Here is a 24147-nt window from a genome sequence, read left to right as displayed (position 1 = left end):
GCCCTCGGAGGCCAGCCACCGGTCACCCGACTGACCAACCTCCCTGGACATCACAGCTAGCCGGTGCGCGTAAATACCGTGAAGTTGGGGAGATTTGCAGGTCTCGGCGCTTGAGCGGGGTTCGGTTGATCTTTAGATCTCCAGCACGTTCGCGCCGACGTTCTTGAAACGGTCGATGTATCTGTAGACGGTGGCGCGGCTGACGCGTGCTTCACGTGCGATTTCAGTGACGGTGTATCGACGGTTTCCGTGTTCGTCCTTGGCGTACAAGAGCTCCATGATGACTTTCTGTTTCTTGGAGAACTTGATTTGGGGCCGTCCGGGGCGCTTGCCGTTGTCTGCCGACTTGGCTATGCCGGTTCGGATGCGGTGGGAGCGTCCGATGGTGTTGACATCATCGAGAGCGAGGATTGTTCGAAGGAAGATGCGTTCGGCATCAAGCTCGGTGTGGAGTTGTTTGTCGAGGATGTGCAGGTGGGCATTGCGGGCGTCGATGGCGGTGACGTGGTCGACGAGGGCGGTGGCGTGGCGTGCGAAGCGGTCGAGGCTGGTCACAACGAGGGTGTCGCCAGGGTTGAGGTTCTCGAGCGCGGTGGCCAGTTGTGGTTGGGCGGCGCCGGTTTCGCGGGCGTCGTCGAGGAAGATCTGCTGGCAGTTGGTGGCGGCTAGGGCCTCGTTCTGGTGTTCAGGATCGGTATCGGTGGGATAGATTCGCCCGTATCCGATCCGCATGAGGGTGAATATAGCAACCCGCGCTCCCCGACCCCTTGCAGTTCAGGGGCCGGGGAGCGGAGGTGCTCAGGCTGCGGACGGGTAGGTGTCCTCGTGCAGAGCGTGGGCCTGGGCGAGGGCCTGGTTCAGGGCGTTGATGTCGTCCATCAGGTCCCAGTCGCAGATGTGGTCCTCGATGCAGGATGCGCCTGTGGTGATGAGGTCCCAGCCGGTGCGCACGAAGCGGGCGTCGAGGCGTTCCTCGTCGAGGAAGACTTCCGGTGCGCGCCCCAGGCGGGCGTCGGTGATGAGCGAGACGGCCTGTGCGCGCGTGTGGTGGTTGCCGTCGACCAGCCGCGGCTCGAGTCTGGGCTTGCTGCCTCGCTCGACGGCGGTCGCGAGGGTGTCCAGCTGGAGGTAACTGGCTGCGGTGTCGTCCCCGTCGAACCCGTGTCCCACGATGAGCAGCTCTTCGATCGGCCGGACTGCTCCGTTAATCAGGGTCCACGCCTCGTCGCGTTCCCCCATGTCGAGCATGATCGCCCCCAGGTGGACCAGGCTGCTCGCGCGCATGAGGTAGGTGGCCAGGGCCAGGAACTGATCTCGCTCGCAGGTGGTCGCCCATTTGCTGACGGTCGACTCGTTGATGATGTCGACCAGGGCCACCTTGACGATGCCGGCGACGTCCGCCAGAGCCATGCGGTCGGTAGCAGCGTCGATGACGGCGTTGCTGAGGGCTTCGGTGATGTTGTGGTCATTCATTGGGTTCTCTTTTCTCTCGGTTTCATGGAGCAGTGGCCGGGGCCGCCTGCACTGTGGTGTCGGCGGCCCCGGATGCTGTGGTGTGGTGTGGTGCGGTGGGCGTGGGGTTACGCCGCGAGCTGGTGGCCTCGAGGGGTCGCGACCTTGTGGAAGGTCTCGGATCCGAGCCAGTGGCACCAGCCGGGCTTGCCATTGCCCTGGCGGATCCATAGGCCCGCGCTTTGCCCTTCCCATCGGGCGAGCTCGATGTGCGCTCCGGGCTTGGATACCGCCCGATCTACTGCGGGCTGCAGGTCGCGATCGGCTGAGAACACCACCACCGAGTCCACCTTCGGATCGCTGGCCTGATCCATGACCTGCAGCCCGAGCTCCATATCGACGCCCTTCTCGATCCCGCTCTCCCAATGGTTTTCGAAGGCGATGACCTGAACCCGCTTGTCGCGCTGCCAGAAACGGATGTTCTGATCCGCGATCATCCTGGCCCTGGGGTTTTGCGCCCGGTTATGGACGCCGATCACGACCGTGACCGATACGACCCGAGAGGGACGATTGCGCTGAGCTGCGATCTCGTCGGCGAGTTTGCCGAAGTCGAGCACATACCGGTCGATCTGGTCCCCGAAGTCCAGCACCTGATCCGCACCGCGGAGTGCGTTCCATCCGTCGATGACGACGGCCACGTTCTGAGGCAGAGAGATGACGTTGTTGTTCTGGTTCATTTCATGTCCTTTCAATGACATATTGAGATCATTCTGTTCAATGTGTTGTGAATGGGAAACTCATCGCGTTAAACCATTGCCCGGAAGCAATCTTCATATCCCTGTTGAATTATCTCCAACGCCTCGGGCCGCACCCTATCGGGCCGCCCACCGTCACCCACTCACAAGAATGACCATACTCAGAAAGAGCCGTCGCGCAACTGCCCCACCGCGCTCAACACGCTGCGAAAATGCCAGTTTTGGACATAGTTTACGGACGCATCCAACTGCGTCTATGGCGTCGTCTGAGCGCTCGCCGGGGTGTAGTTTTTCCGGGAAATAATGGACTTAATCCCCGAATTATTGCGCCTTCAAAGATGGGCATTTTGCATCTTGATTTTTAAATGTTTCTCGAATACTTTAAACGAAGTTAATATCTTTCCTTTATGGGTCGGCAACCATGGAGTAATAAGAGTCGAAATGCCGCGCGGGCCCCCTATCTGCAGCTTTGTTTGGCAGAGCCCGGTCACCACCCCCCTCGAGGCCTCGCGCGATTCGTGCCCGGTGGGGGTCACGAGGGGCCGCCCGGCAACGGCTGGACGCTCGAGCGCGATCTCGCGGGAGCCTGCCAAGGCGCCAGATGCAGGACCGCAACCCCGCCACGGACGCCCCCCAGTTAGATCAGTTTTATCTAACGTAAATTCTCGGATTGAGTGGCTCCCGGTGCCACTGAGTCCGATTTCGCCTTCGTTCGGAAGACGTAGACCCCCTCCGAGGAGCGGGTTCAAGGAGGACTCCGCCACAGATCGCAGTCGCCAATCAACGAGCTGCTACGCCCCACCGAGAGCTGCAGACCACATTGAGAGCGGAATCAGTTGGGGTGCCGATAGAACGCTTCCCGTCGTGATCGCTGGTCGGCGTCGAATCGACGGTGTCGCTGTTACTGTTCCGGCATGTGTGGTCGCTACTCAGTAGCCGTATCTGGTGCTGAGCTTGTCGACGCCCTGGATCTCGACGGGACTGAGCCGGGTTTCGAGTGGGCACCGGCCTATTCGGTTGCTCCTCGTACTCGGGCGCCGGTGGTTCGAGATCGTCTGGTCGGTGATTATCGGGTGCGTGAGGCGTTCCTGCCCACGTGGGGCCTGCGCCCGTCGTGGGCCAAGGAGAAGGGGCCACGACCGATCAACGCCCGCCTCGAGGGGGTGGCCACCAACGGCATGTTCCGCTCGGCGTTCTCCACGGCGCGGGCCTTGGTGCCGATGACCGGGTACTTCGAGTGGCAAGAGGCAGTTGAGGACGACAAGAAGGTGAAGAATCCCAGCTACGTCCATGCCCCTGGCGACGAGCTCCTGCTCGCGGCCGGCCTACTCGCCTTTCATCGAGAAACCGACGAGGACGAGTGGCGGCCAACGTTTACGATCATCACCCGCACCGGCGAAGACGCCGCGGGCGAGGTCCACGACCGGATGCCGGTGTTCCTCTCCCCCACCGCGTGGGACACCTGGCTCGACCCGGACAAGATCGGCAAAGACCACGCCCCGGGACTGCTCGATCTACTCGACGTTGAATCCCGGGCAGTCGCAGCAACGCTGCGGACCCGCCCGGTGTCCCGGGCGATCAACAACGTCCGCACCCTGGACCGGCACGATGCCGACCTAATCAAACCGGTTACTGGCAGGGGTGCTGGTCACTGACCGCGCGACCCGCTCGGTAGCGGGGTTTTCCGTCGGCTCCATGGCGGTGGCGGAGCGGGTCGCGGGCAGCTCGCCGTAGGTCCCGGAGCAGGTCGGCAGCGCGTTCCTCGCCGAGCTCGGTAACGGCGGTCCTGTAGGCGCCCTGGCCGGACCAGTCAAGGTCAGGCAGGCCAGTCACGGCGCGGTGCCAGCGCAGCAGCTCGAGAAAGAAGGCCTCCCCTACTTGGTCGGCTGCCTGCCGAATGGGGCCGTGCAGCTCGTCCATGCGAGGCACTGTAGGCACTGTCTCCGACAGTGGGCCGGTCAATGCAGGTTGCGATCGGCAATGAAGTCCGCCGCCACGCGACGACTATTGCTGCCGGGGTGCAGTCCAGGGCGGCGGCGATCTCCTCGAACTGGTCAGGAGAGATGGTCGGGAGCGTCGCAAGGTGCAGCAAGTAGGTAGTGAGATAACTCGCGGTTCGGACTGCTGACATTGGCCATGTAGATCTTCCGACGTTCATCCGCTCACACGCATTGTGACACATGAGTGCTATAGCGCCGTAGCGCTATAGTGCTCTACTGACTCGAGTCGTCCAAATATCGCTCCAGCGCCTTGATTACGACTTCGTTGGCGCGAACCCCCTCATCGAGAGCGCGGAGCTTTAGCCGCTTGGCCAAGCTCTCGGAGCAGTGAGCACAACGGCCACGAGAACGCCGAATACCTTGTGCACCGGAAAGAACAGAATCGGAGCTGTCGCGAAAAGCGTGGCAACTGCTGCGGCGGGCTTGGCCAGGTGCCTTGTGGGCCATGCACCTATTCCTGCGCAGACTGTGGCAGTGAAATAGGCCGTCCCGGCGCCGAGGACCCAAGCCCTGTCCTCGGTGCCAGGTTGTGCACCGACAACGAGGAACACGACTGCAGGGACGACGAACCACGCTGATGCAACGGCGAGCATCGACCGACCCAGACGAAGCCTTGCCAGCGGAATTTCCCGACTGGAGCCCCACCACACCGCCAGAGCGAAAATGACGACGGTGAACAGTGCCCACGAAGCGGCACCGGGCACCGCGCATCCCAGCCCATCCGGAGTGACACCGTAGGTCGCGCGATACTGCTCGTGAATCCGTTGACAGACGGCGGCCCCGGCTAGGACTCCGGGAATGGCCCCCACGAGCCACGCCAGGAGTCCGATAACGGCGAGCTGAGCCCAGTGCGCCGCAAGAGAATCCTGCGGCTGGTCTTCCGCCATAGCTTCTCCTCGTCGTTTTCTCGTCGTCCCGACGCCCTCGCTGTGCTCGACGGGAGCGTACGCCCTCGGGCCGTTTCACCGCCTGATGCATTGAAAGGGCGACTACCACAGGCTTGACCCGGATTGAGCGCAAGAGTTTGCATCGCGAGGTCACCGTCCCGCAGCCAAGGCGTCGCAGACACTCCGGCTGCACCGCCCGACGCCCCAACGATCGCCAGCCATCGACCGGTCCCGCACCGGCCGCCCATACAACTAGAACGTTCCCCGTCGAGGCCCTTCGATAGTATGACCCGCCACCCTGTCCGAAAGGAACGCCGGCAACCCTCGCCACAGGCACCGCCGCAAAGCGCCCGAAGATCCCCGCCAGTTACCGGTGAAAGTCACAACGACGGCGTGACGCCATCCGTCCCGCATGGGTGTACTTATCTGAAGCGAACGGATTCTCTGAGAGAACGAGGAGCCGCACCAGACTCAGCCCAGTAAGAACGTCGGTGGGGATCGCTTGAATCCTGGCCGTAGGGGCAGTCCAAAATAGTCTCGGATGCGTGAGCCCTCTCAGCACCAGCGCTTCTTGGATCGTCCCCTTGGCTCGGATCCTGCCGACCTCGCGACAACTCGCAACTGACACTCTCGTGACAACGCCCTGCTGGGTCAGCACGAGATTGACACACTGTTAAGCAACCGACAGTTCCGGCATTTTCGCTCGGCGGCCGAGTAACATCCGCTTCATCACCTGAGTAGGCGCCTGACCTGCAAAGACCGGGATGGAGCGAGGAATTGACCACGACTGCGCCGGCCCCTGGCTGGTATCCGTACGGCCCGGCCGAGAGTGCGGCGGAGTGGGACGGTCGGGCCTGGACCGGTCACCACGTGGCGGACCCGGCGGTTCCTTCCTCCCGGCCCACCGCCGGCCGCTGGAGTTCCTCACCCGGCCGTGGTTCTGGCTGATCGTCGCGGGCGTCGTGATCACGGCGGCCGCCGGGGCGATGTGGAACTCCGGCGAATCCGCGTGGTGGATCGCCCCGGTAGCGGTCGGTCTCATCCTGGCCCTCTCGGGGATCGTGCTCCTGTTCCGCCCGCGGCTGCGGTTCGCCGAGGTGGCGGACCTTCCCGTGATCATCGGGGCCGACGTGGTCTCCGGGCTCATCGGGCTGGCGGTGGCGTTCCTACTTGAGGGGCAGACTCGAACCACATCTGCGGATGCCGTTCGCGCTCGATCTGTGGCTCTCGGGGCCCATCGAGGAGACCTGCAAGATCGCCGTCCCCGTGCTGCTGTTGGTGTTCGCCCGCACGCGGTTCGGAGATCCCCGCGCCGGCGTGCTGATGGTATTGGTCAGCGCAGCGGTGTTCGGGGTCGGCGAGGGTCTGCAGTACGTCAGCGGGGGCAGCGGCGCCAACAGTCACCTGCTGCAGTCGCTTGTCCGCCCGCTCGCGGAGATCTCCCATCCGTTGTAGGCCGCCATCGCCGCCGGCGCGATCTGGTTGGCAGCCCATCGGTCGGGCCGGGTGTTGACCTGGGCCGGGCTGGTCGGGTGGCTCGTCGCCGCGGGACTGCACTCGCTGCACGACGGCCTGTTCTCGTCGCAGCAGCGGGGAACCGAGAACCTCACCACGGACCGCGACCTGTCCATGACCGACGTCGCCGTGAGCGCCCTCGTGGGCAAATCATCGCCGCGGTGATCACGTTCCTCGTCCTCCGCCACGTTCTGCGGGAGCTCACGCCGCCGACCGCTGTCGACACCGCCCCGCGGTCGTGGCGTCCCCGGCTCGCGCCCTGGGGTGTGCCTGCGGCGACCCGTGAGCGGTGGGCGTCAGAGGATCCGGTGTCGTCGTCATCCCGGATGGAATAAGTTCGGGCGCAGGGCGACTCACCCGCCCTCCCGGAACCCACCCCACAGGAGTGCTCGTGTCCCTCGCCACCGACCACCGCAAGCCCTCTCTCCGCACGATCGCCGTCGGCCCCTCCGCACTCCCGCGGACGCTCTCCGCCGTGGCCGCCGCTGCCGCGGTGACCGTCGCGCTGCCACTCACCGCGTGTGCGCAGAGCATGATCCCGGGCGGTGGACCCGTCGGGTCCAGCACCGACTCTCTCGGATCCCTGGCCCCGGAGCGCCCCCTGTCCCCCGGCCCGGAGGTCGAGGTCGATGTGCTGGCCGACGGATTCACGATCCCGTGGGACGTGGCCCGCGATCCGAGTGGCGTCGTCGTCACCGGAGAGCGTGGCTCGGGCGCGCTGTACGCGATCCGTCCCGGCGGCGATAAGTCGGCCATCCAGGCCGACCTCGGTCCGGTGTTCAACGAGGCCGAGAGCGGGCTGATGGGGATCGCGTTGGCTGCGGACTTCGAGACCAGCCGCGAGCTCTACACGTGTCACTCCTCGGCCGACCACAACGACAACCGGGTCACCGCCTGGACCGCGACGAGCGACTGGTCTGCGATCGAGTCGCCGCGGGTGGTCGTCGACGGCATCCCGCTCAGCGAGGGCGGATTCCATTCCGGCTGCCGCATCCTGCCCATGGCCGACGGCTCGCTGTACATCGGCACGGGCGACACGTTCTCCGGCCCGGGCCCGCAGGATCCGGACTCGCTCGCCGGGAAGATCCTGCACGTCAACGGCGACGGCTCGCCCGCCGCGGACACCATCAGTGACGACTCCCCCGTTCTGACGATCGGCCACCGCAACGTGCAGGGACTCGCCGCACAGCCCGGCACCGATCGCATCTACTCCGCGGAGCACGGCCCGAATGTCGACGACGAGGTCAATCTTGTGCAGCCACGCGGCAACTACGGGTGGAACCCGAACCGCGGCGGCGAATACAACCAGGACGTCCCCATGACCGACACCGGCGCATTCCCGGATGCGGTGTCGGCGGTCTGGAGCTCGGGCGCCCCGACGCTGGCGCCGGGCGGGATGACGTTCCTCGACGACCCCGCGTGGGGCGAGTGGAACGGCGCGATCGCGGTAGCGATGCTCAAGACCAGCCAGATCGTCCTGATGAAGCTGTCCCCGGACGGCAACTCGGTCACCGAGATGGCGACGCTCCTGCGCGACGTCCACGGCCGGATGCGGTCCATCACCCCGGAACCGGGCGGCTCGCTGCTGGTGACCACCTCCAACGGCGGCGGCAACGACGAGGTCCTGCGGATCAGCCCCGCCGCCGCCGAGTAACCGCGGCAGGCCTACAGCCGTAGGACCTCGCGGGCGGCGTCGGCCAACGCGACCGCGTAGCCGGCGCCGTGCCCCGCCGAGTGGGTGGCCAGCGGATGCAGCTGGTGCAGCGGCACGCGGTCGCGCCAGCCCTCCGTCAAGGGGCGTGCCTGGTCATATCCGTGCAGTATCCGGTCCAGGTGCGGCGCGCCGAACAGGGCGAGCATCGCCAGATCGGTTTCGCGATGGCCGCCGTGGGCGGCGGGGTCGATGAGCACCGCCTCCCCGTCCGGCGTCCACAGCACGTTTCCCGTCCACAGGTCGCCGTGGAGGCGGGCGGGACGGTCGGCCGGGTCGTCGAGCTCGCCGGAGGCCACGCGGTCGCAGGCCCGCTCCACCACCGCCAGCTCGGCGCCGCCGAGCACTCCGAGATCCACGGCGATCCGGACGAACGGGCGGACCCGCTGCTCGGCATAGAACTCACCCCACGAGTCTGTGGGCACGCATTCCTGGGGTCGGTTGCCGATGAAACACCGGCCCGCCCAGTCTCCGGCCGGTGCGCCCCATCCGGCGGCGCCGGCATCATGCATCGCCGCCAGTGACCGGCCGAACCGCAGGGCTCCGTCCGAACTCGCGCGACCGTCGGGGATCCGCTCGAGCACGATCTCGTCGTCGTCGACTCCCCACACCTCGACCACGCGGGGCCCGCCGGGCGCCGCGGCGAGCCACCGCAGTCCCGCGGCCTCGTGGCGGAAGAAGTCGGAACCGTGATCTGAGCCGCGTTTGACGAACGGCTGCGATGCGCGGCCGCTCATCCCGCCGCCTCGCGCTCGGGACGCGTGGCGCGATCAGGGCCCGCCGAGGGGCCGAGGAGTGGCCCGGCGAGCACAGCGACGAGCACGCCCCCGACGATCATCGGCGTGACGGTCCACCGCATCCCGGCGTACTCGGCGATCTGCCCGACCAGCGGCGGGGCCAGCAGGAAGCCGAGGCGCATGACCCAGTTGAGGACGGCCAGGCCGGCGCCGTCGGGTAGGCCGGGAACCGAATCGGCGCCGACCATCGCGCCGGGGATGATCGTCGCGATGCCCCAGCCGGCCACGGCGAACCCGGCCAGCAGCACGGCCACCATCGCGGGTCCGTCGAGCGCGAACGAGCCGGTCAGCGCCGCGCCCGCGCCCAGCACCACGCAGACGCCACCCATCCGGCCCACGCGGACGGCGCCGAAGCCTTCGACGAGCCTGTCGCCGGTGAGCCGGCCGATCAGCTGCGCGCCCTGCACCGCGATGAAGCCGAGCCCGGCCACGCCCGCGCCGACCGCGGCGACGTCCCGCAGGTACAGCGCCGACCAGGTCTGGGCGAAGTCCTCGACGATCTCGGCACAGCACGCGAAGAGACCCAACGCCACCAGTAGCAACAACGCGCGGCCGCCCGGCAGCCGCCGCCGCACGACGGGGTCGACCGACTGGGCGGGTGAGGGCGTTGCCCCGTGCGCTGCGGCATCGTGCGATGCGGCGTCGTGCCTGGTGGAGGCGGTATCGGTGTCATGTGCCCGGTCGAGGTCGCGCCCGTACTCGTCCTCCGCGACGGGCGGGCCCAGCCGCATCGGATACGCCGCAGCCGCCGCGGCCGCGCACACGATCGCGGCGCCGATCATCTGCACCTGCACCGGCGCGCCGAACCCGGCCGACAGCGATCCGCCGGCCGCCCCGAGCACCGCGCCCAGCGACCACACCGCATGGAACCGGTTGATCAGCGACCGCCCGTGCCGCAGCTGCACCCGGATGCCGTGCGCGTTCATCGACACGTCGGTGATGGCGTCGCACACCCCGAACAGCAACAACAGCCCGGCGAACACCGCGACGACCGGCGAGAAGCCGACCAGCGCCGCCACCACCGAGGCGGCGATCATCGTGCCCACGGCCACCGCCCCGTCGGAGCGCTGTCGCATGAGAACGGGCGTCAACAGCCCGCCGAACAACGCGCCGGCCGGGTAGCAGGCCATGGCCAACCCGAACAGCGCCGGGCTGAGCTCGAGGGCGTCCTTGAGATCGGGCAGCCGGGGCACGATGGCGCCGAAGATCGCGCCGTTGGCAGCGAACAGCAGCGCGGTGGCCGCGATCGGGCGGTGGGCGGCGTCGGTGGAGACGGCGTCGTCGTCGTAGTTGCGGTCGTGGTCGGCTCCGGCGGTGCTGCCGGCTCCGCGGTCTCCCGGCGGGCTCGTCGAGGTCACGCCCGCCACCCTAATCCGCATCGCACACTGCGGCACTCGCCCCGCCGACCGTGCCGACGACCGTGCTGGCCGGTCGGGCGCGAGCCGGACGGACGGCGCCGGTAGCGTTGGGCGGGTATCGGGCGAAGGGCGGGCAGGAATGGACATGTACCAGGTCACGGCGGGCGTAGAGGTCGACGACGACGGGCGCCGCGTGGTGTGCAGTGTGCCGCTGCCGGTCCCGCCCCCGGTCGTGTTCGACGCGGTGGCCACCGGCGAGGGCATCAGTTCGTGGTTCGTCCCGTGCGCGCTCGAGCCGCAGGTGGGCGGCCGGATCGTCCAGTTCGCCGACCCTGGCGCGCCCGACCCCACGACCGGGCCGGAGGCGGCCGCCGAGGCCATGCTCACCGCGACCGTCGGCGAGATCACCGACTACACGCCGCCCGCCGACAGCGTGCCCGGCCGCTTCGCGTACGCCGAGCGCGACTGGATGGGCGAGGGTGTGCCGGTGCCGCCGTGGGAGACCTCGTGCGAGATCACCTCCGACGGCGAGGGCGGCTCCGTGCTGACGCTGCGGTCGGGATTCGATTCGGACGGCCAGCTCGCGGTGGAGTCGGTCGACGGCAGCGTCGCCGGCTGGTCCCAGTCACTGACCGTCCTGGCGCATCGCCTGACCCACCGCCCCGCCGACGGGGTGGCGACCGTCGACGCGGCCACCGATCCGGTCGCGATGACGGTGCCGGAGTTGTGGGCGCGGGTGAACGCGCAGCTCGTGGCACCTGCGGCGGGAGCCGGCGGTGGAGGTTCGGCGAGCACCGGCGCCGTGGCCCGGTGGGGCGAGGTCGGCGGCATCGTGGCGACGGAAGCGACCGCGTCGATGGCGTTGATCCTTTCCGCTCCGGTCGACGGGATGCTGGAGCTGTTCGCGTTCCCCGCGGGCGAGACGCACGAGGACGCGGCGGACCGGGCGGCGCTGGCGGTGCGGCTGTACGAGTACGTCGATGCCCCCGGCGGGGACGGCGCCCCGCTGGGTGCGGCGGCCGTCGACGTGGAACCGACATGGGACGCGACGCGCTGGCGGACCTGGCTCGAGGCGCTCATCGATGGGTAATTCCTGAGCCGGGTCAGTATCGTGGCGGGGAGCACGATCGACGTACATCTACGAGAAGTGAGATCGCCCATGGCGGATTCCAACGACACCGTGACCATCGCGACAGGCGAGGGCGCGTCCGGCTCCAGGCTGCTGGGTATCGGCGCCTACCGCCCGGAGCGGGTGGTGAGCAACGAGGAGATCTGCGAGCACATCGACTCGACCTCCGAGTGGATCTACGAGCGCTCGGGCATCCTCAACCGGCGGTTCGCGGGTCCCGATGAGTCCGTCATCTACATGTCCGGCGAGGCCGCCAAGAAGGCCGTGGAGTCCGCGGGCGTCGATCCCGAGCTGATCGACCTGGTGATCCTGTGCACGTCAACGTACGAGGCCCAGGTCCCGCACGCGGCCCCCAAGGTCGCTATGGCGATCGGCCGTAACGGCATCCCGGCGTTCGACATCACGGCCGGCTGCGCGGGCTTCGGCTACGGCCTGGCGGTGGCCACCAACGTCATCCGCGGCGGCGGCGCCCGCTACGCGGTGGTCGTGGGCGTCGAGCGGATGAGCGATGGCCTCGACATGACCGATCGCAACACGGCGTTCATCTTCGGCGACGGCGCGGGAGCAGTCGTGGTGGGCCCGTCCGACGAGGGCAACGACGTCGGCCCGGTCGTCTGGGGCTCGGACGGCGAGCAGGCCGACGCGATCACCCAGACCAAGGACTGGAAGACCCTCATCGCCGACGCCAAGCAGGGCGCCACCGATCAGCCGTACGTCACGATGGACGGCTCGCGGGTCTTCCGGTGGGCCGCGGTGCAGATCGCCAAGGCCTCGGCCCGCACACTCGAGGCGTCCGGCGTGACCGCCGAGCAGATCCAGGCGTTCATCCCCCACCAGGCCAACGGCCGCATCAACTCGGCCATGGCCAAGCATCTCGGCCTGCCGGAGTCGGTGGCGATCGCCAATGACATCGAGCAGACGGGCAACACCTCGGCCGCCTCGGTTCCGCTCGCGATGGAGACCATGCTCCGCGAGGGTCAGGCCGAGCCCGGCCAGATCGCGCTGCTGATCGGCTTCGGCGCAGGCCTGTCCTACGCGGGTCAGGTCGTGCGTCTGCCCGCGAAGCCGCCCGCCAACTGACGCGCAGCCCGGCCCCTCGCGGCCCCTTGCAGCCCTCCGGCTGTCGGCCCCGGTTCCCAGTGGTGAACCGGGGCCTTCGCTTTCGCCCCGACATGGACAAAGTTGCCCCACCCGTCCAGTGGGCATTCGTGCGAAAGTGTGGCTATGTTCACATCTCCCTCACCGCGGTCGGCTCGCCTACTGGCGTCCGGTGCCGCTGCCGTCGCCGTATCCGCCCTGACCGTGTCGATGGTCGCGATGGCCCCCACCGTCGCCGCCGCTCCCCCGATTCCGGCGGCACCGCCGGCGACAGGCTCGACGGCCGAGCAGTTCGGCGGCTCATCGCAGGCGCTCGGTGAGAACATCGCGGGCCAGGTCAGCAGCTCCGGCCTCGGACCGGCCGTGACCTCGGGGGACGGCTCGGGCCCGGCCCGCTACGTGGCGCTCGGCGACTCGTACGCGGCGGTCGGCCGCATCGTCCCGGGCGCGTGGAGCGCCGGCCCGGTCACCTGCGTCCGGACCGACGACGCCTACCCGAATGTCGTGGCCCGCGAGCTGGGGGTCGGCACGTTCGTCAACGCCTCGTGCGGCGGGGCGGTGACCGACGATCTGTGGGCCCCGGACAAGGGTGTCCCGGCGCAGTTCGACGCGCTGACCGAGGACACCGACCTGGTCTCGCTGTCGATCGGCGGCAACGACGTGGGCTTCGGCGCAGTGCTCGTGGCGTGCGCGGTCCGCACCAACACGGCCGCGCCGTTCCTGCCGGTGATCGACGCCGTGACGGGTCCCGTCGCCGAGGACTTCGACACCACCACCGGCTGCGCGGACGTGATCGACCGGCAGGCCACCGCGGCCCTCGCCGAGCTCGACACCCACCTGGACGAGGTCTATGCGGAGATCGCGCGCCGCTCCCCCGACGCCCGGGTCGTGACGACCGGTTACCTGGCGGCCATGCCGGAGGACGACGCGACCATCGCCTCGTCGCCGGCGTGCGAGCCGCTCATGGCCGCGACCCGGGACGAGCGCGACAAGGTGCGCACGTTCCAGAACGATCTCAACGACGTGGTTCAGGCCGCCGCCGAACGCAACGGCGCGACCGTGGTCATCCCGGACGAGCCCGGCCACTCCATGTGCGCGCCGGCCGACACCCGCCGCGTCGACCTGCTCGGTGTCGAGACCGGCGCCGCGCCGGTGCATCCGACGACCGTCGGGCACGCCCACGTCGCCGACCGGGTCCTGGCGGGGCTGGAGGCGTAGCCGTCGGGGGAGCGACGAGCCCGACGAACCCGACGACAACGACGACGACGACGACGAGGTAGACGATTCCGGTTAGCACGGCCATTATCCGCCCCACCTGCCACACCAGTCCCGAGGCGAAGCGTTTCGCCTTTGACGGGGCTCCGGCGGGAGCACACTGTGAGCATGCTCACACCTCGTCGTCGTCCCTTCCCATCGCCCTCTATCTCCCCCCGCCGCACCGCGTCTCGCCTGACGGGCGCGCTCGCCGTGGGCGCGGCCCTCACGCTGGCCGTCGCACCGATCTCGGCCGCGCAGTCCACCGCCGAGGCGGACGGCACGATCGCCGTCAGCTCGCTCGGCTCCACCACCGACGCCCCCGGCAGCTCCACGGGCTCGCTCGGCCCGTTCGGCTCGCTGGCCGCGCCCGCGTACGGCGAATACGTCGCGTTGGGTGACTCCTATGCGGCGTTGGGCGACAATCGCGAGCCGGCCGGCGGCCCGGCGGGGTGCGCGCGGAGCCTGGCGAACTACCCGCATCAGCTGGCGTCCTACCCCGCGGTCGGCGACCTCACCGACTCGACCTGTGGCGGAGCGGAGGTGCCGGACATCCTCACCGTGACGCAGGTTGAGGGCGCGCCGCCGCAGATCACCACGCTCGCACCCGACACCGACCTGGTCACCCTGTCGATCGGCGGCAACGATGTCGGTTTCGGCAAGATCGTCGAGTGCATCATGTCCGGCACCGTCGGCACCCCTGTCGACTGTCGAGCAGCAATGGGCGCGACAGTCGCGGCCGCCATCTCGGCGACGTTCGGCGAAGACGGCTCGGTCGATGACGTCTACGACGGCATTGCCGAAACCTCACCGAGCGCCACGGTCGTCGCGACCCAGTACCTGCCGCTCATGCCCGCTTCCGACGAGGACGGCTGCGAACTCACCGATGCGATCGGCGAGGCAAATCTCGACTGGGCCCGCGAGATCACCGAGGACATCAACGATGCGGTCGACACGGCCGCCGAGCGCAACGGTCACGTCTCGGTGATGCCCACCTCAGATGTCGACCGCAGTGCGTGCGCCCCCGCAGACCAGCGCTGGACGTCATTTGCGGGAACTCCGGACTACACCGCGCCGTTCCACCCCACAGCCCTGGGCCAGGAGGCCATGGCAGCGGCGATCGCAGCTGCTCTCTGACTCCAGCTGGCGTCAGAGCGCAGCCGCTAACGGCCGGGACATCAGCCCTCGAAGAGCCCCTGCCCCACGTACCCGCCCTCGGGCGCCCCGGGCGGGATCGCGAACACCGCCGACCCGATGGGGATCGTCCACGTGTTGAGGGCGTCCTGCTCGGCGAGCCGCTGCTGCACCGGGATATAGGTGCGCACCGGATCGGCCATGTAGGCGGTGAACAGCAGTCCGGTGTTGCTGATCTCGCCGCCTTCCGGCGGGTCGTCGTAGTTGTACGGCCGCCGGAGCATGGCCTCACCCCGGTTCAACTGCCGGGCCCGGGCCATGTGTGACTCGGGCGGGATCACCGGCAGCCCCACGTCGTCGATGGCCTCGAAATCAGCGGGGTCATGCTCGGCGGTGCCGGTGAGCGGCGCCCCCGTGTCGAGCGTGCGGCCGACGGACAGTTCGCGGGAGTTGCGGTCGATCTCCTCCCAGGTGTCCATCGTCATGCGGATACGCCGCAGCACGAGTGCCGAACCGCCCCGCATCCACCGCTGATCGCTGCCGTCGGAGTAGAGGATCTGGTCGAAGTCCGTGTCCCCCTCCGGCGTCGGGTTGACGGTGCCGTCGATCTGCCCGAACAGGTTGCGCTGCGTCCGCCCGGACGGGTCGGTGCCCACGGCCTTACGGAAGCCGCGCTGGGCCCACTTCTGCCGCGCCACCCCCCGCACCCCGGAGGCCAGGATGCGGGCGGCGTGCGCGACGATCAGCGGGTCGTCGGCGCAGATCTGCAGCAGCAGATCGCCTTCCGACCAGCGGTCCTCGAGCTGATCTATCTGCGGGAATGCCGGCAACTGTTGCAGCCACTCGGGTCGCTTGTCCGGCATCCCGATCGCGTCGAAGAAGCCGGGCCCGAGTCCGATGGTCACGGTGAGCCGTGCCGGGTCCACGGCCAGTTCGGGTTCGAGGTCGGCCAGTCCGGGGCGCCCCTGGGTGAGCCGCGCCGCGTCCTGGGACCAGGCGCGTAGGACGCCCTGGACCTCGGTACGGGTGGCGCCGGGAACGATGTCGAACCCTACGAAGGCGGCATGCGATTGCGGTGCCGTGGTGATGCCCGCCTGCCGGGGACCGTAGAACGGTTCCGAGGCCGAGCCGACCACGCGGGAGTCGGCCACCGTCTTCCAGGTGACCGCCTCGTCGTCGTCGACGACACCGCGCCCCGTGTATCCGGCGAGGGCGCCGGCGGCGCCACCCCCCACGACCGCCGCGACGCCGCCGGTGAGCACCGACCGCCTGGACAGACCGCGAGAGGTGCGGTCAGCCATCGTGGTTCGCGCCCTCCCCGCCGCCGTGGCTGCCGTGGTTGTCGCCGACGTACTCCTCTTCGCCGCCCTTGAAGTCGCGGGCGGTGAGGGTGATGTCCTGCTCGGTGCCGTCGTCGAACGTCAGGACCATCGGGATCTCCTGGCCGGTGGTGATGGGCCCGGTGAGGTCCATGAACATGAAGTGGTCCTTGCCGGGCTCGAGGAACAGCTCCCCGCCGGCGGGCAGGACGAATCCGCCCTCCTTCTCTTGCATCATCATGCCGCTGCCGCCGGGGACCGTCTCGTGCATCTCGACGCGTTCGCTGACGGGTGAGGTGACGCCAGTGATGCGGATCTCGACGTCCCCGGTGTTGCGGAGCGTGCCGAACGCGCCGCTCATCTCGGTGTCGGTGGCCTTGGCCCAGCCGTTCTCGAAGATCACGACGGCGGCCTCGGACTCGCCGCCGTCGTTGGGCTGGCTGGTGGCGGCGGGCTCGTTGGTGGCCGAGTCGGTGGCGGTGGCGCCGGTGGTTCCGGTGTCCTCCGAGCAGGCGGCGAGGCCCAGGGCGAGCGCGAGGGCGGCCGCGGCGGCCACGGTACGGGTGGTGCGGTTGGTACGCATGTGTGTCCTTTGGTGACAGGGGTGATCGCCCGGCCGCATGTGGGCGGGCGTGGTGGCGTCGGATCACACGAAGGCGGGCGGCGCCCGGGTTCCCCCGCCTGTCAGGAGGTACCGCCCGCGCGGGACGTAGGCGTCGTAGGAGGACAACAGGGGTACGACGACGACAAGGCGGACACCCGCCAGCATCGGCCGCACCCGGGCCGCGACCCACGCGAGCGTCCCGGACAGGGCCGCCACCACGGCGAGCGTCAGGAGCACGGCGGCCGCGTGGGCGCCGAGCATCTGCGGGGTGAGCAGTGTCGCCCACGTGATCGGCTCCGCCGAGCCGGCCGCACCGCCAACGACGCCGCCGTCCATCGCGGCGCGGATCGCAGCCGGGTCGGTGACGTGGTGGCCGAGCGTTTCCGTCTGCCCGCCCGGGTGCGAGTGCGAGTGCCCCGAGGACAACACGAGGTGGACGAGCGCCTGCCCGGCCAGCAGGCCGCCGGCCGCGGTGAGCAGCGGCGGCCGTCGACGGGCGAGGGCCGCGGTGACGGCTCCGATGCCGGCGCTGGCGACCCCCACCATGAGCACGTCGCCCGAGGTGGGAGGGATCGCCGCGGCCCCGGCGGCCAGTCCGTGGGCGCTGATGCCGAAGACGCCGCTGACCACGGCGACGATGATCCCCACGACCGCGGTCACCACAGGGGGGACCTCGGTGCGCAGGCGATCGGCGGACATGACCTGATTCTAATGCGACTCGGTGGTGGTGACGATTCGCGCGCGTTCCTCGGTCGAGAGGCCGGCCTCGAGGCGTTCGAGCATGTGGGGGCGCATCTCGGGCAGGTCGTCGACCGCGAACCATCGGACGTCGGTGTTCTCACCATCTGCCGGGTGGGGATCGCCGGAGAAATAGGTGCAGGCGAAGGTGTGATCGATGTACTGGGCCCGGTCGCCGTTGGCGTAGGTGACCATGCGGGAGACGCCGATCGAGGCGACCCTGTCCACGCGGATGGTGACGTCGGCTTCCTCCCGCGCTTCACGCACCGCGGTGTCCGCGGGATGCTCGCCCGGGTCGACGATTCCGGTGACGGGGGTCCACCAGCCGTTGTCGCTGCGCCGGACCAACAGGACCCGCCGGTGATCGGCGCTGCGGATGACGGCGGTCGCGCCAGACAGCCAGAGCGGCGCGGTGCCCACGTACTCACGGAGCTTCAGGACGAAGTCGGGGGTCGACATGCCCTGAGGGTAGGCGGGAGGTACGACAGATCCCCCGCCGACCATGTGGTCAACGGGGGATCGCGTAGAGCTTGATCAGTTCATCGGCCGGTCAGACCGACCTGCGAACCGGGAGCTCAGCGAACCGGCTGCTGCTCGGGCTCGCACTCGTCCTGCTCCATGGAGCCATTGTTCTTGAGGAAGTCGATGCCCTCCTGCGGCAGGTTGCAGACCGCCCCGACGTCAACGCCCGGAAGCGGCGGCAGGTTGACGCCACCGTTGACGGCGACGCCGATCGCGATGCCGGCACCGGCCAGCGAGCCGAGCGCCAGGAGCGTCCCGGCGTCGAGCTCGCCACCGCTGCCGGGGGTCTCGTCATTGCCCGTGCCGGGCACCGGGGGCTCCTCGCCGTCGGTGCCCTCACTTCCCTCGGAGCCGCTGCCGCCCTCCGACGAACCGGAGAAGATGTCCTCGAGCGAGCCGAAGAGGCTGTCCTCCTCGTTCTCCTCGCCGTCATCCGAACCCGAGGACAGGCTGCCCAGCATGTCGGTCAGCGAGCCGAAGAAGTCGTTCTCGTCGGTGTTGTCGTCGCCCTCAGGGGTGGAGCTGCCCAGCGAACCGGAGTCAATGTCGTCGGAGTCGTTATCGCCCCCGGCCTCATCGCCAGAGCTGCCGTTCGAGCCCTCGCCCGAGCCGGTGTCCGGAGTCTCCGTATCGGTCGCATCAGAAGAACCCGCGAACATCTCCTCGAGCGAACCGAAGAAATCGGACTCGTCGCCGCTCTCGGGCTCAAGCGAATCAGTGAGACTACCCAGCGAGCCCGTGCCGTCGGTGCCCGCGTCACCGTCGGTCTCATCACCGTTCGAGCCCTCGCCGTTCGAGCCCTCACTCGAGCCGGAATCCTCGGTCAGATCACCGAGCGAGCTGGTGCCCGGCGCCGGGAGCGTTTCGATGTCATCCGCCGAACCCGTGACGTCACCCAGCGAACCCAGCGAACCGGTGTCCGGCTCCAGATCCGGCAGGTCGCCCACCTCGATCGAGCCGAGTGCCAGACCCAGGTCAACGCCGAGGTCTGCTGAACCGAGGTTCGCAGCGACCCCGAGGCCGAGCTCGGCGCTCTGCGCATTGGCGACACCCGGCAGCGAGCCGAGCGCGAGTCCGGAGGCCGCGATGACGGCGATCATCCGCTTCTGGTTCTTCATAGGAATTGCCTTCCTTGACGTTGGGAGACGACCCGGTAACCGGAATCGTGTCGGCTTTCTCATCGAGCGAATTTCGCAACGCGTTACGTCCAAAATGACTCACACATATGCGGAGCCCAGCCGCATAGACCCGGACACGACGAGAAATGTGGATGACTCACGCAGTGCAACTGCATCTTTCACTGAACCAACCGTCGAAGAGCGAACCTGATAGATAAGTGTCAATTAACCAATCAAGTGCTGAGCGAAACCCAGATCCCGGGCTCCGCGCCTGAGAAATCAATGCGACAACCGCCATCCGGCGGCAGGCCGAGTGCGCCTCGCGCGAAGTTGAGGATAACCTCGCATTGCAGCCGACAGTCAGGAGCGTCATGCCAGCGAAAGCCACGTCCGGAGTCCAGTTCCCCGCCGACCCTTCCGGGTCCCGCTCGACGGGCACACTGGCCAAGCAGGTGGTGGCCGACGCGCTCGCCACCGTGGACCCGTCGGCCGCCGAACGCGTCCACCGCATCAAGGACTGGCGCAAGGGCTACATCGAGCCGTTCACCGAGCTCGTCGCGGCAGGTGTCCACGACGCCGGCAACTGGGACGGTGTCGCCAGGGCCGCCCTCGACTCACTGCAGTCCCGCATGGTCGGCGCCCACGACGTCGACGGGGAGACCGTCGAGACCCCGATGGCGGACTACCTCGCCGTCGTCGCCGCCACCTCCACCCCGGGCACCGAGACGATCACCGGCACCGCCGAGCCCGAACGAACCCTGTCGATCCCCTACCGCGGTGAGAATCTCTCCGGCGCCGCGCTGAGCGACCTGCTCGACCGATGGGTCGCCGACGGCGTCGTGGAACCCAGCTGCGCGGCCGCCCTGCGCCTGGTGCAGGACAACCCCGACTGGCTGTCCCTGCCCGGTCGCGCCATGCTCGTCCTGGGCCTCGGCTCCGAGATGGGCCCGGCCCGCCAACTGCTGCGCTGGGGCGCCGACGTGATGGGCGTCGACCTGCCCTCCAGTCCCGCGTGGGAGCGCTTCCGCAGTGGCGCCGATCAGTTCGCGGGGCGCCTCCACATCCCCACCGACGCTGACGGCCGACCCGGGATCAACCTGCTCACCGAGCTGCCCGAGCTCGCCGCCTGGGCCCGCGACGCCGCCCCCGCCCCGCTGACGGTGGGCAGCTACTTCTACGCGGACGGCGGGACCCACGTGCAACTGTCCTCGGCGGCGGACGCCCTCGTCGTCGACCTCTTGTCCGATTCCACCGCCACCGCGCTGGCCTACCTCGCCACCCCGATGGACACCTTTGTCGTTCCCGCCGACGTGCGGGAGGCCTCCGACGCCGCACTTGCCGACCGCAGGGCCATCGACGTCAAGAAGATCGTCGGCGCCCTCACCCGCGGCCGCCTGTTCCACCGCAACTACGCCGCCGGCAGCGGACCGGCCGTCCACGACGCGCTCGTCCCTCAGCAGGGCCCCAACTACACGCTCGCCAAGCGCGTCCAGCGCTGGCGCGCCACCACCGCCTTCGCCGACGGCCACACCGTCTCCGTCAACGTCGCCCCCGCCACCGACACCTACTCGGTGACCAAGAACAAGATCCTCGCCAGCACCTACAAGGGCGCGGGCGCGTTCGGCATCGAGATCTTCGAGTCCGACACCTCCTCGGCGATGCTCGCGGCGCTCATGGTCCACGACCTCAACGTGGGCCGACCCGAGGTCGACGTGCAGTGGCAGCACGAGTCGTCCGGCGCCGCCTCGGGCGGACTGTGGCGGCAGCCGTACCTGCCCCGGACCGCACTCCCGGTCGCGGCACTGCTCGGTACCGTGAAGAGGTAGCGCTCGCCACTCGCCGACAGTAAGGACGCAGCCATGCCGAACCCGTTCTCCAAGGGCTGGAACTACCTCAAGGCCTCGCTCGACAAGACGGTCGACGACAACGCCGACCCCAAGGTGCTCGTCCGCCAGGCGATGCAGGGCGCCCGGGACCAGCACAAGGCCGTGGCCGACCAGGCCGCCGCGGTGATCGGCAACGCCAAGCAGCTCGAGATCGCCATGGGCACCAAGGCCCGGCAGCTCGACGAGGTACAGGGGCAGATCCGGCAGATGCTGCAGCTGGCCGAGAAGGCGCGCGCGGAGGGCGACCAGGCGCGGGCCGGTCAGCTGGAGACGCAGGCCGAGCAGATGGCCGGACGGCTCGTGACGCTGGAGTCGGACCTGGAGCACACGCGGCAGTTGCACGGTCAGGCGACTCATGCGGCCGAGCAGGCCAAGCAGGCGGTCGGCGAGTCCGAGCGGAAGCTGCGGGAGACCCTGGCGCAGGAGGACCAGCTGCTGCTGCAGGCCACGCAGGCCGAGATGCAGCATCGCACCACCGAGTCGCTCACCTCGATGGAGGGCGTCGGCGGCGGTAACTCGCCGACGTTCGACGAGATCCGCAACAAGATCGAGAGCCGGTACACCACCGCGCTCGGCAAGCAGGAGCTCGCCGAGGCCACCGGCGGCCCGTCCACCGCGCAGCTCGACGCCGCCGCCCTCACCCGGGAATCGGAGGGCCGCTCCAAGCTCGACCAGATCCGCGCGTCGATGGGCCTCGAGTCGGGCGGTGCGGCGGGCGCGGGCCGCCAACTGACGGAGGGCGACGACGACAACGCCGCCAGCTCCGCCCCCGGCGACGCCCGGCCGGCCGACACCGGCGGCGCCGGAGGCACCGACAGCGCCGAGGGCGGGCAGTCGGGCCCGACGCTGCCCCGCGACACGCGCCAGTAGTCGCCCGCGAGTCGCTCGCGCGTCGCTCGTGCGGATGCGGTTGAGGGCCATGCCCAGGGAGTTTCAGGACATTCACTTGGCACGCTCAGTGGTTTATCATCAGCCAGTGGCCTCCGCGTGGTGGCTCAGCGGGTCGTTGAGCGGGGTCGCTTCCCTTCCCGCGCAACCAAGGTGACCCCGTGAACTTGAGATCCCTTCCGGCCTCCGCAGCACGCCGCGCACTCGTCCCCGCGGTGGCACTGACCCTGGTCTGCGGCGCGGCGGCGCCCGCGGCGGCACAGGCGGGCTCCGGCGATCCCGCATCGCTCGACCCGGGCTCGATCGGCAACATCGGTTCGGTCAACAACCTGGGCGGCAGCGTCGACCCGTCGAGCGCCGCGGCCGGTTCCGCGACCGTCGGCTCCACCGGCTCGACCGGCACCGACTCGCTCGTCGGCCTCGGCACCCTGCCCCCGATGGGCACCGGCTCGCAGAACACCACGGCCACCCCGCCGATCGGCATGGAGTCCGAGCCCGTCGAGGTCACCGAGGTGCGCGATATCGAGATCGGCGACCCGATGGTCGCCGGCGGCGATCCGCGCTTCGAGCGCTGGTGGGTCGCCTCCAAGTCCATGAACCGCGTCCTGCCGGTCGAGATCTGGCGCGCCGCCTCGGACGCTCCGGCGCCGATGCTCTACCTCCTCGACGGCGTGGACTCGCCCTCGCCGAGCGGCTGGCTGCTGCCCGGACGGATCCAGGAGGTGTTCGCGGGGGAGCACGTCACCCTGGTCATGCCGGCCCGGGCAGACGGCTCGCTGCACGCGGACTGGCAGCACGACGACCCGGTACTGAGCCGCAACAAGTGGCAGACGTTCCTCACCCAGGAGCTGCCGCCGCTGCTGGAGTCCGGCGAACACGCGATCCCGTTCACAGGCAAGCGCGGCGTGGCCGGCCTGTCGATGGGCGCCGCCAGTGCGGTCACCACCGCGGAGCGCAGCCCCGGGATGTATCAGGCGGTCGGCGCGATCGCCGGCTGCTACACGGCCCGCGACGACCTGGGTTTCCTGCTCGCCAAGATCGTGGCCGAGACGCGTGGCGGCAACATCGCCAACATGTGGGGCCAGCGCAACGACCCCGCCTACCTGGAGAACGACGGCCTGCTCCACGCCGAGAAGCTCCGCGACAAGGCGCTCTACTTCGCGACCGCGACCGGCATGCCCGACGCCGCCGAGTGGCAGCGCAACGACCACGACCTGCTGCGCTTCAGCCAGGGCGCCGGTCTGGAGATCGCCACCCACGCCTGCACCGTCGACATGGACGAGCGCCTGAAGGAGCTGGGAATCGGTGCGCGCGTCGACTACCTGCCGACCGGGATGCACAACTGGGACAACTTCAGCCGCTTCCTCGCGCCCATGCGCGATACGGTGATGCCGGCGCTGCGCTAGAGCATCCGGCCGACGCGGAGTCGCTCTCACCCAGAGGAGACGCCATGCCCACCCCACCCACGGCCTCCGGCTCCCTCACCGAGTCGGGGGCCGTCGTGTTCACCCGCCGGCTGCCGATCTCGCGCGAGCGGGCGTGGGTGGCCGTCACCGACCCTGCCCGCACTGCCCGGTGGATCGGCCCGTGGTCGGGCGATCCGGCCAGCGGCACCGTCGAGTTGACGATGACCGTCGAGGAGGGCTCCCCCACGTCGACCGTGGAGGTGCGGCGGTGTGAGGAACCGGTGGTCGTCGTCACCACCGGTCCCGGCGGATGGGTGCTCACGGTGCGCGTCGAGGGCGACGACGACGACGAGTCCGTCATCTCCCTGGAACAGGATATTCCGGACGCCGAGTCCGCCGCCTCGATCGGTCCCGGGTGGGACTTCTACCTGGACCGGCTGGTCGAGGCCGAGGCGGGCCGGGATCCGGACGCGCTCCGATTCGACCCCGACTATTACCCAGGTCTGGCCGGCTACTACAGGGAGTTGTTCAGCGGCCGAGGTTGATGTCGTACCCCCTTGCTACCTTGATTCCAGT

Annotated in this window: 23 protein-coding genes; 12 read left to right on the top strand and 11 right to left on the bottom strand. The window is 69.0% G+C overall.

The features are described from left to right. Window positions 1–132: 132 nt before the first annotated feature. The 3 genes from ACWGLC_RS14135 to ACWGLC_RS14125 form a co-directional block, all read right to left on the bottom strand. On the bottom strand, window positions 133–732 hold the full coding sequence (locus ACWGLC_RS14135) for a recombinase family protein (RefSeq protein WP_452100489.1): 600 nt from the start codon (window positions 730–732) through the stop codon (window positions 133–135). 66 nt (window positions 733–798) lie between these two features. Then, window positions 799–1473, bottom strand: coding sequence for a hypothetical protein (locus ACWGLC_RS14130; RefSeq protein ID WP_452100488.1), 675 nt, complete (start codon window positions 1471–1473; stop codon window positions 799–801). A gap of 107 nt (window positions 1474–1580) precedes the next feature. Further along, window positions 1581–2189, bottom strand: a complete 609-nt coding sequence (locus ACWGLC_RS14125; RefSeq protein ID WP_452100487.1) for an NYN domain-containing protein — start codon at window positions 2187–2189, stop codon at window positions 1581–1583. Window positions 2190–3121: 932 nt separating this feature from the next. Between ACWGLC_RS14125 and ACWGLC_RS14120 the strand changes: the two genes are divergently transcribed. Beyond that, entirely contained in the window at window positions 3122–3862 is a 741-nt protein-coding gene (locus ACWGLC_RS14120; protein WP_452100486.1) for an SOS response-associated peptidase, read from the top strand. Between the two features lie 644 nt (window positions 3863–4506). Here ACWGLC_RS14120 and ACWGLC_RS14115 read toward each other — a convergent pair. Next, window positions 4507–5094 (bottom strand): hypothetical protein, encoded by a 588-nt coding sequence (locus tag ACWGLC_RS14115; RefSeq protein ID WP_452100485.1) that lies wholly within the window; start codon window positions 5092–5094, stop codon window positions 4507–4509. Window positions 5095–6264: 1170 nt separating this feature from the next. Here ACWGLC_RS14115 and ACWGLC_RS14110 point away from each other — a divergent pair. From ACWGLC_RS14110 to ACWGLC_RS14100, 3 genes are all read left to right on the top strand, one after another. Then, window positions 6265–6549, top strand: coding sequence for a PrsW family glutamic-type intramembrane protease (locus ACWGLC_RS14110; protein WP_452100484.1), 285 nt, complete (start codon window positions 6265–6267; stop codon window positions 6547–6549). Window positions 6550–6600: 51 nt separating this feature from the next. Continuing rightward, a complete protein-coding gene (locus ACWGLC_RS14105; protein ID WP_452100483.1) occupies window positions 6601–6774 on the top strand; it encodes a hypothetical protein in 174 nt (57 codons plus the stop codon). Window positions 6775–7000: 226 nt separating this feature from the next. After that, window positions 7001–8263: a PQQ-dependent sugar dehydrogenase gene (locus ACWGLC_RS14100; protein ID WP_452100482.1), complete on the top strand. Its 1263-nt coding sequence runs from the start codon at window positions 7001–7003 to the stop codon at window positions 8261–8263. A gap of 11 nt (window positions 8264–8274) precedes the next feature. Here the strand turns inward: ACWGLC_RS14100 and ACWGLC_RS14095 are convergent, their stop codons facing one another. Together ACWGLC_RS14095 and ACWGLC_RS14090 are read right to left on the bottom strand one after the other, a co-directional pair. Continuing rightward, window positions 8275–9057, bottom strand: coding sequence for a fructosamine kinase family protein (locus ACWGLC_RS14095; RefSeq protein ID WP_452100481.1), 783 nt, complete (start codon window positions 9055–9057; stop codon window positions 8275–8277). Next, window positions 9054–10475, bottom strand: coding sequence for an MFS transporter (locus ACWGLC_RS14090; RefSeq protein WP_452100480.1), 1422 nt, complete (start codon window positions 10473–10475; stop codon window positions 9054–9056). The genes ACWGLC_RS14095 and ACWGLC_RS14090 overlap by 4 nt, the downstream gene beginning before the upstream one ends. 145 nt (window positions 10476–10620) lie before the next feature. On the opposite strand from ACWGLC_RS14090, the gene ACWGLC_RS14085 reads away from it, so the two are divergent. The 4 genes from ACWGLC_RS14085 (at window position 10621) to ACWGLC_RS14070 (ending at window position 15093) form a co-directional block, all read left to right on the top strand. Further along, window positions 10621–11565: an SRPBCC family protein gene (locus tag ACWGLC_RS14085; RefSeq protein WP_452100479.1), complete on the top strand. Its 945-nt coding sequence runs from the start codon at window positions 10621–10623 to the stop codon at window positions 11563–11565. Between the two features lie 69 nt (window positions 11566–11634). After that, window positions 11635–12684, top strand: coding sequence for a beta-ketoacyl-ACP synthase III (locus tag ACWGLC_RS14080; protein WP_452100478.1), 1050 nt, complete (start codon window positions 11635–11637; stop codon window positions 12682–12684). Between the two features lie 144 nt (window positions 12685–12828). Continuing rightward, complete coding sequence (locus ACWGLC_RS14075) at window positions 12829–13920, top strand: SGNH/GDSL hydrolase family protein (RefSeq protein WP_452100477.1); 1092 nt, start codon at window positions 12829–12831, stop codon at window positions 13918–13920. A gap of 165 nt (window positions 13921–14085) precedes the next feature. Continuing rightward, complete coding sequence (locus ACWGLC_RS14070; RefSeq protein WP_452100476.1) at window positions 14086–15093, top strand: SGNH/GDSL hydrolase family protein; 1008 nt, start codon at window positions 14086–14088, stop codon at window positions 15091–15093. 41 nt (window positions 15094–15134) lie between these two features. Here ACWGLC_RS14070 and ACWGLC_RS14065 read toward each other — a convergent pair whose 3' ends face one another. The 5 genes from ACWGLC_RS14065 to ACWGLC_RS14045 all read right to left on the bottom strand — a co-directional run bounded on the left by ACWGLC_RS14065 (window position 15135) and on the right by ACWGLC_RS14045 (window position 19391). After that, a complete protein-coding gene (locus ACWGLC_RS14065; protein ID WP_452100475.1) occupies window positions 15135–16391 on the bottom strand; it encodes a Dyp-type peroxidase in 1257 nt (418 codons plus the stop codon). Further along, entirely contained in the window at window positions 16384–16992 is a 609-nt protein-coding gene (locus tag ACWGLC_RS14060; protein ID WP_452100474.1) for a copper chaperone PCu(A)C, read from the bottom strand. Before ACWGLC_RS14060 ends, ACWGLC_RS14065 begins: the two co-directional genes overlap by 8 nt. Before the next feature lie 63 nt (window positions 16993–17055). Next, complete coding sequence (locus ACWGLC_RS14055) at window positions 17056–17712, bottom strand: hypothetical protein (protein ID WP_452100473.1); 657 nt, start codon at window positions 17710–17712, stop codon at window positions 17056–17058. A gap of 9 nt (window positions 17713–17721) precedes the next feature. After that, the gene (locus tag ACWGLC_RS14050; protein ID WP_452100472.1) at window positions 17722–18210 is read right to left on the bottom strand and encodes an NUDIX hydrolase; all 489 of its coding nucleotides are present in this window, start codon (window positions 18208–18210) and stop codon (window positions 17722–17724) included. Window positions 18211–18326: 116 nt separating this feature from the next. Continuing rightward, window positions 18327–19391, bottom strand: coding sequence for a hypothetical protein (locus tag ACWGLC_RS14045; protein ID WP_452100471.1), 1065 nt, complete (start codon window positions 19389–19391; stop codon window positions 18327–18329). 371 nt (window positions 19392–19762) lie between these two features. On the opposite strand from ACWGLC_RS14045, the gene ACWGLC_RS14040 reads away from it, so the two are divergent. The 4 genes from ACWGLC_RS14040 to ACWGLC_RS14025 all read left to right on the top strand — a co-directional run bounded on the left by ACWGLC_RS14040 (window position 19763) and on the right by ACWGLC_RS14025 (window position 24116). Beyond that, complete coding sequence (locus tag ACWGLC_RS14040; RefSeq protein ID WP_452100470.1) at window positions 19763–21217, top strand: hypothetical protein; 1455 nt, start codon at window positions 19763–19765, stop codon at window positions 21215–21217. Between the two features lie 33 nt (window positions 21218–21250). Further along, window positions 21251–22147: a PspA/IM30 family protein gene (locus ACWGLC_RS14035; protein WP_452100469.1), complete on the top strand. Its 897-nt coding sequence runs from the start codon at window positions 21251–21253 to the stop codon at window positions 22145–22147. Window positions 22148–22326: 179 nt separating this feature from the next. Then, a complete protein-coding gene (locus ACWGLC_RS14030; RefSeq protein ID WP_452100468.1) occupies window positions 22327–23571 on the top strand; it encodes an alpha/beta hydrolase in 1245 nt (414 codons plus the stop codon). A gap of 44 nt (window positions 23572–23615) precedes the next feature. Continuing rightward, a complete protein-coding gene (locus ACWGLC_RS14025; RefSeq protein ID WP_452100467.1) occupies window positions 23616–24116 on the top strand; it encodes an SRPBCC domain-containing protein in 501 nt (166 codons plus the stop codon). Window positions 24117–24147 lie beyond the last annotated feature (31 nt).

The sequence above is a fragment of the Dietzia sp. NPDC055877 genome, from assembly GCF_053615975.1.
Note: the sequence above shows the minus strand (reverse complement) of the source record. Positions and strands in the feature narration are given on the sequence as shown.

Coding starts and splice junctions, on each gene's coding strand:
- ACWGLC_RS14135 (WP_452100489.1), bottom strand. CDS start 732: ATGCGGATCGGATACGGGCGAATCTATCCCACCGATACCGATCCTGAA.
- ACWGLC_RS14130 (WP_452100488.1), bottom strand. CDS start 1,473: ATGAATGACCACAACATCACCGAAGCCCTCAGCAACGCCGTCATCGAC.
- ACWGLC_RS14125 (WP_452100487.1), bottom strand. CDS start 2,189: ATGAACCAGAACAACAACGTCATCTCTCTGCCTCAGAACGTGGCCGTC.
- ACWGLC_RS14120 (WP_452100486.1), top strand. CDS start 3,122: ATGTGTGGTCGCTACTCAGTAGCCGTATCTGGTGCTGAGCTTGTCGAC.
- ACWGLC_RS14115 (WP_452100485.1), bottom strand. CDS start 5,094: ATGGCGGAAGACCAGCCGCAGGATTCTCTTGCGGCGCACTGGGCTCAG.
- ACWGLC_RS14095 (WP_452100481.1), bottom strand. CDS start 9,057: ATGAGCGGCCGCGCATCGCAGCCGTTCGTCAAACGCGGCTCAGATCAC.
- ACWGLC_RS14085 (WP_452100479.1), top strand. CDS start 10,621: ATGTACCAGGTCACGGCGGGCGTAGAGGTCGACGACGACGGGCGCCGC.
- ACWGLC_RS14080 (WP_452100478.1), top strand. CDS start 11,635: ATGGCGGATTCCAACGACACCGTGACCATCGCGACAGGCGAGGGCGCG.
- ACWGLC_RS14075 (WP_452100477.1), top strand. CDS start 12,829: ATGTTCACATCTCCCTCACCGCGGTCGGCTCGCCTACTGGCGTCCGGT.
- ACWGLC_RS14070 (WP_452100476.1), top strand. CDS start 14,086: ATGCTCACACCTCGTCGTCGTCCCTTCCCATCGCCCTCTATCTCCCCC.
- ACWGLC_RS14065 (WP_452100475.1), bottom strand. CDS start 16,391: ATGGCTGACCGCACCTCTCGCGGTCTGTCCAGGCGGTCGGTGCTCACC.
- ACWGLC_RS14060 (WP_452100474.1), bottom strand. CDS start 16,992: ATGCGTACCAACCGCACCACCCGTACCGTGGCCGCCGCGGCCGCCCTC.
- ACWGLC_RS14055 (WP_452100473.1), bottom strand. CDS start 17,712: ATGTCCGCCGATCGCCTGCGCACCGAGGTCCCCCCTGTGGTGACCGCG.
- ACWGLC_RS14050 (WP_452100472.1), bottom strand. CDS start 18,210: ATGTCGACCCCCGACTTCGTCCTGAAGCTCCGTGAGTACGTGGGCACC.
- ACWGLC_RS14045 (WP_452100471.1), bottom strand. CDS start 19,391: ATGAAGAACCAGAAGCGGATGATCGCCGTCATCGCGGCCTCCGGACTC.
- ACWGLC_RS14040 (WP_452100470.1), top strand. CDS start 19,763: ATGCCAGCGAAAGCCACGTCCGGAGTCCAGTTCCCCGCCGACCCTTCC.
- ACWGLC_RS14035 (WP_452100469.1), top strand. CDS start 21,251: ATGCCGAACCCGTTCTCCAAGGGCTGGAACTACCTCAAGGCCTCGCTC.
- ACWGLC_RS14025 (WP_452100467.1), top strand. CDS start 23,616: ATGCCCACCCCACCCACGGCCTCCGGCTCCCTCACCGAGTCGGGGGCC.